This is a genomic window from Paracoccus sp. (in: a-proteobacteria) (genome assembly GCF_030604785.1).
GTDB lineage: Bacteria > Pseudomonadota > Alphaproteobacteria > Rhodobacterales > Rhodobacteraceae > Paracoccus.
Map to the genome: position 1 here is coordinate 1 of NZ_JAUVVF010000075.1, position 5,178 is coordinate 5,178.

At 66.6% G+C, this 5,178-nt stretch carries 5 protein-coding genes and 1 pseudogene; 2 read left to right on the forward strand and 4 right to left on the reverse strand.

From position 1 onward, the window contains the following. Positions 1-288: 288 nt before the first annotated feature. The 4 genes from QAR72_RS15435 to QAR72_RS15450 form a co-directional block, all read right to left on the reverse strand. Positions 289-909 carry a sulfite oxidase heme-binding subunit YedZ gene (locus QAR72_RS15435; RefSeq protein ID WP_304618266.1) on the reverse strand — a complete coding sequence of 207 codons (621 nt, stop codon included), beginning with the start codon at positions 907-909 and terminating at the stop codon, positions 289-291. Beyond that, the gene (gene msrP, locus QAR72_RS15440; protein WP_304618267.1) at positions 906-1,808 is read right to left on the reverse strand and encodes a protein-methionine-sulfoxide reductase catalytic subunit MsrP; all 903 of its coding nucleotides are present in this window, start codon (positions 1,806-1,808) and stop codon (positions 906-908) included. Before msrP ends, QAR72_RS15435 begins: the two co-directional genes overlap by 4 nt. Positions 1,809-1,908: 100 nt before the next feature. Beyond that, a complete protein-coding gene (gene recQ / locus QAR72_RS15445) occupies positions 1,909-3,957 on the reverse strand; it encodes a DNA helicase RecQ (protein ID WP_304618268.1) in 2,049 nt (682 codons plus the stop codon). Next, positions 3,957-4,250 carry a YggT family protein gene (locus QAR72_RS15450; protein WP_304618269.1) on the reverse strand — a complete coding sequence of 98 codons (294 nt, stop codon included), beginning with the start codon at positions 4,248-4,250 and terminating at the stop codon, positions 3,957-3,959. Before QAR72_RS15450 ends, recQ begins: the two co-directional genes overlap by 1 nt. A 176-nt stretch (positions 4,251-4,426) precedes the next feature. Between QAR72_RS15450 and QAR72_RS15455 the strand changes: the two genes are divergently transcribed. Together QAR72_RS15455 and QAR72_RS15460 are read left to right on the forward strand one after the other, a co-directional pair. Next, a complete protein-coding gene (locus tag QAR72_RS15455) occupies positions 4,427-4,984 on the forward strand; it encodes an acyl-CoA thioesterase (RefSeq protein ID WP_304618270.1) in 558 nt (185 codons plus the stop codon). Positions 4,985-5,027: 43 nt separating this feature from the next. Next, positions 5,028-5,178: pseudogene (locus QAR72_RS15460) on the forward strand (MFS transporter); the annotation flags it as partial.

Below are 5,178 nucleotides of genomic sequence, written 5' to 3' on the forward strand. Positions count from 1 at the left end.
ATAAACGATCAGACCGCCCACATATCTCTTCAGATATCCATCAATGTCAAAAAGCAGAGGAAACAAAATCACGGATCAAGCGCCAATCTCTCGACGCCCAGCCCGGTCATCCATTCCCAGAATTTCCGCCAGTCCCGCGCCTCGCAGCGCCGCTCCCGGCCCCGTCAACGTTCCCGCCTTCGGTGAAGCGGTAGATAGGCCCCACCGACAGAAGACGCAAGCGGGTTCGTCCAAAAAAATGCATCCCCGACGCATAAAAATTGCAACCAGCTGATAAAGAACGATTATTCAGGCAACTCTTCCGGCGGCGCGCCCCAATGGCCGGGGAATCGCGATTCTCAGGACCAGCAGCACCACGATCACCGACGCCCAGACCAGCGGCGCGATCTCGTTCACCTTGACCGCCCAGAGCCAGTGCATCCCAGCCAGCAGAGCCGCCGGATAGACCAGCCGGTGAAGCCGCCTCCAGGCCCCCGCGCCCACGCGCCGGATCGACAGATTGTTCGAGGTGATCCCAAGCGCGAAGATCGCCACGAAGGACAGCATCCCGAACAGCAGATAGGGGCGCTTGACGATGTCGCGGCCCATCTGCCCCCAGAGCAGCCCCATATCCATCACCATCCAGGCCAGCACATGCGCCAGCGCATAGCCGAAACACAGCACCCCGATGGCCCGGCGGAACCGCATCAGCGAGATACCCGTCAGGCGCAGCAGCGGTGTTACCGCCAGACCGGCCACCAGCAGGTAGAGCGCAGTGCGCCCCAGTCGATGTTCGATCCGCTGGACGGGATCGACGCCCAGATTGTTCGTCACCGTGTCGAAGACCAGCAGCGCGAAGGGAATCGCGCCTAGCGCCCAGATCAGCGGTACGGGCACCCGGCGCAGCGCATCGTTCAGGGCGCGGATCAATAATTCACCCTCAGATCCATGCCCGCATAGAGCGAGGCAACCTGATCGGCGTAGCCGTTGAACATCAGCGTCGGTTCGCGTCCCGCGAAGAGGCCCGCGCCGATACGGCGATGGGTGGCCTGGCTCCAGCGGGGGTGATCGACCTCGGGGTTCACATTGGCGTAAAAGCCGTATTCGCTTGGCTGCATCTGTTGCCAGGTGTTCAGCGGCTGATCTTCGCGCAGGTTGATCCGCACGATCGACTTGATCGATTTGAAGCCGTATTTCCACGGCACGACCAGCCGGATCGGAGCGCCGTTCTGTCTGGGCATCGGCTGCCCGTACAGGCCGGTGGCCAGGATCGTCAGCGGATGCATCGCCTCGTCGATCCGCAGCCCCTCGCAATAGGGCCAGTCGAGGATCGGGCGCCGCTGGCCGGGCATCTCCTCGGGGCGCAGAAGCGTCTCGAATTCGACGTATTTGGCCGAAGGACGCAGCCCCGCGCGGTTCAGGACCGAAGCCAGCGGCACGCCGATCCACGGCACCACCATCGACCAGGCCTCGACGCAGCGCAGCCGGTAGATTCGCTCCTCCAGAGCGTTTTCGGGGGCCAGATCCTCGACGGCATAGCGGCCGGGGCGGTCGACGAGGCCGGTGATCTCGACCGCCCAGGGATCGATCGTCAATGCGCCCGCATTTCGGGCAGGGTCTTCCTTGCCCGTGCCGAATTCATAGAAGTTGTTGTATTGCGTGATTTCCTCGAAGCTGTTCGGCGCCTCGTCCGTGGACAGGGGCGAGGGGCGGCCGGTCAGGGCCTGCGCCTGCCCCGCAAAGGCCAGCGCGGCGACGCTGCCCGCCATGAACCTGCGCCTGTCCAGATAGATCCGGTGCGGGGTGACGTCAGACCAGTTCAGTTTCATCGCATCCTCCGATCAGGGCCGGCGCGGGCCTGCCTCAGTATCGCACAAGACACGCAGGCCGAGGCATCCGTGATGCATCACGTTCCGTTGACGCGCGCGGTCAGTCGGCGGCGGCGATCTCGTCGAGGAAGGCATCCGCGAAACGCCGCAGCCGCGCCTCGTCCAGATGACGCGCCAGCGCGTCAAGGTTGGCAGGCCGCGCCTCGGCGATGCGGCGGATCTGGGCGGTCGAGCAGCTCAGCGGTTTCTCCGTTCCGTCCTCGCCGCGCTGCAGCCTCAACTGGGCGGCGACCAGTCGGTCGAACAGCGCGCCCTCGGGGCGGCCCGCCAGCGCGCGGCGGGCGGGATGCATCTGCGCCTGCTCGCCCGCGATCACTTCGAGAAAGGCCTGCCCGTAGCTTTCCAGCTTCTTGGCGCCGACACCGCCGATCCGGGCCATCTGGTCCAGATCACGGGGCCGACGCTCGGCCATCTCGATAAGGGTGCGGTCGGGAAAGATCACATAGGCCGGCACGCGCGCGGCCTCGGCCAGCGCCCGGCGACGGGCCTTCAGCGCGGACAGAAGCGGCTCGTCCTCTTCCGAGACCTGGGCGCGCAGGACATTCGCCGCCTTGGTGCGGGTCGTATCCTGTCGCAGCGTGACACCGGTTTCGCCACGCAGCACGGGATGGGCGGCCTCGGTCAGGTGAAGCGCGCCGTGGCGTTCGGGATCGGGGCGGCAGAGGTCCAGCCCCATCATCTGCCGGAAGATCGCCTGCCACTGGCCGCGCCCGTGTTCGCGCCCGACGCCAAAGGTCGGCAGCTGGTCATGCCCGCGTTCGCGCACCTTTTCGGTGGTCGTCCCGGTCAGAATGTCGATCAGATGACCCGAGCCGAACCATTCCCCCGTCCGCAGCATCGCCGACAGCGCCTTGCGCACCGCCATCGTGCCGTCGAACAGCTTGGGCGGCGACTGGCAGAGATCGCAATTGCCGCAATCTTCGGCCAGTTCCTCTCCGAAATAGGCCAGCAGGCGGCGGCGGCGGCAGCCAGTCGCCTCGGCCAGACCCAGAAGCGCGTTCAGCCGCGCGTGATCGGCGGATTTGCGGGCGGGCTCGGCCAGGCCTTCGTCGATCTGGGTGCGGCGCAGGCGGATGTCGTCGGGCCCGTAAAGCGTCAGCGTGTCCGCCGGATCGCCGTCGCGGCCGGCGCGCCCGATCTCCTGGTAATAACCCTCGATCGATTTGGGCAGGTCGGCATGCAGCACCCACCGGATGTCGGGCTTGTCGATGCCCATGCCAAAGGCGACGGTCGCCACGACGATCAGCCCGTCCTCGCGCTGGAACCGCGCCTCGGCCTCGCGACGGGCCTCGGCCTCAAGGCCGGCGTGATAGGCGATGGCCGGATGGCCGGCCTCGCGCAGGGCCTGGGCCAGCGTCTCGGTCCGCGCGCGGGCGCCGCAATAGATGATGCCCGACTGTCCGCGCCGCGCCGCGACATAGGACAGGACCTGGTTGCGCGGGCTGTCCTTGGGCTGGAAGGCCAGCCGGATGTTGGGCCGGTCGAAGCCGCGCAGGAATGTCAGCGGCTCGGCGCCCTCGAACAGGCGCGTGACGATCTCGGCCCGGGTCTCGGCATCGGCGGTCGCGGTGAAGGCGGCCAGCGGCACGTTCAGCGCCCGCTTGAGATCGCCGATCCGCAGATAATCCGGGCGGAAGTCGTGGCCCCACTGGCTGACGCAATGCGCCTCGTCGACCGCGATCGCGGTCACGCCCGCCCGCCGCAGCAGCGAGACCGTCCCGCCCGAGGCCAACCGCTCGGGCGCCAGGTAGAGCATCTTGATCTGGCCCGCCGCGATGGCCTGAAAGACGGCATCGGTCTCGGCCTCGGTATTGCCGCTGGTCAGCGCGCCCGCCTCGACCCCCGCCTCGCGCAGGGCGCGGACCTGGTCACGCATCAGCGCGATCAGCGGCGAGATCACCACCGTCACACCGTCCCGCATCAGTGCGGGCAGCTGGTAGCACAGCGACTTGCCGCCGCCCGTGGGCATGATGGCCAGCACGTCGCGCCCCTCGGCCACGGCCTCGACAATCTCCTGCTGGCCGGGGCGAAAGCCGTCGAAGCCCCAGACCTGACGCAGCAGATCACCCGAGGAGAGGTCGCGCGCCATCAATAGCCGTAGAAGAAGGCCGCATTGTTCGCCAGCGCGCTGCGGGCGATGATGATGAGGACGAACAGGACCAGCGGCGCCAGATCCAACCCGCCCGTATTGGGCAGGATGTTGCGGATCGGCTGATAGATCGGCTCAAGCAGACGGTTCAGCCCGTCCCAGAGCTGCGCGACCAGCGGCTGGCGCAGGTTCAGGACCTGGAAGTTGATCAGCCAGGACATGATGATGTGGACGATCATCACGAACCACATGATCTGAAGGATCAGTTGCAAGGCTTGATACAGCGTGACCATCCGCGTTCCCCGTCATCCTGTCTGCGGCCCTGTGGGCCGGTCCTGCACCTGTATGGACGCGCGATTCGCCCGGCGCAACCCGATGAGCAACCCGGTGCGACCGCCTGCCGCCGCGTCCGGGTTGACGCCCGCGTGATCCGGGGCCACCACGGGCGCGAACAGCGAAAGGGCCGCCGATGTATCCTCTGATCCGTTTTGCCAAGGAGATGTTGAAATACCGTAAAGCGCCGCGCCTCGGCCCGCTGGACGCGCATGTTTCCACGCATCTCTGCTGGCCCTGGGATCTGGACCCCTGGATCGAGCTGAACAACGGCCGCACCCTGACCCTGTTCGATCTGGGCCGCATCCCCCTGGCCAGCCGGACCGGGCTGATCCCGATCCTGAAGGCACGGGGCTGGGGGATCACGGTCGCGGGCAATTCGACCCGCTACCGGCGGCGCATCCGGGCATTTGACCGCTTCACGATGGTGTCGCGCATGGTCGGCTGGGATCATCGCTTCGTCTATATGGAGCAATCCATGTGGCGCGGCGGGGAATGCTGCAATCAGGTGCTGATCCGCTCTGCCGTGACCTCGAAACAGGGCATCGTCGCCCCGGCCGAGGTGATGGCGGCGCTTGGTCACCCGACCGACAGCCCGCCCTTGCCCGACTGGATCGCCGCCTGGATCGAGGCCGACGCCCTGCGCCCCTGGCCGCCCTTTGGCCCCGCGCAATCGCACGACTTGCCAGCCTGACGGCGTGCTGCCCTTAGGGCGCCGGGCGTCCAAGGGGGAAAAGATGCGGCAAGGGCTTGATCGCAAGCGGATCTGGGGCTGGTGGTTCTTTGACTGGGCCAGCCAGCCCTATCACACGCTGCTCTTGACCTTCATCTTCTCGATCTACTTCGCCGAGGTGGCGCAGCGCCATTTCATCGCCATGGGCGAAAGCG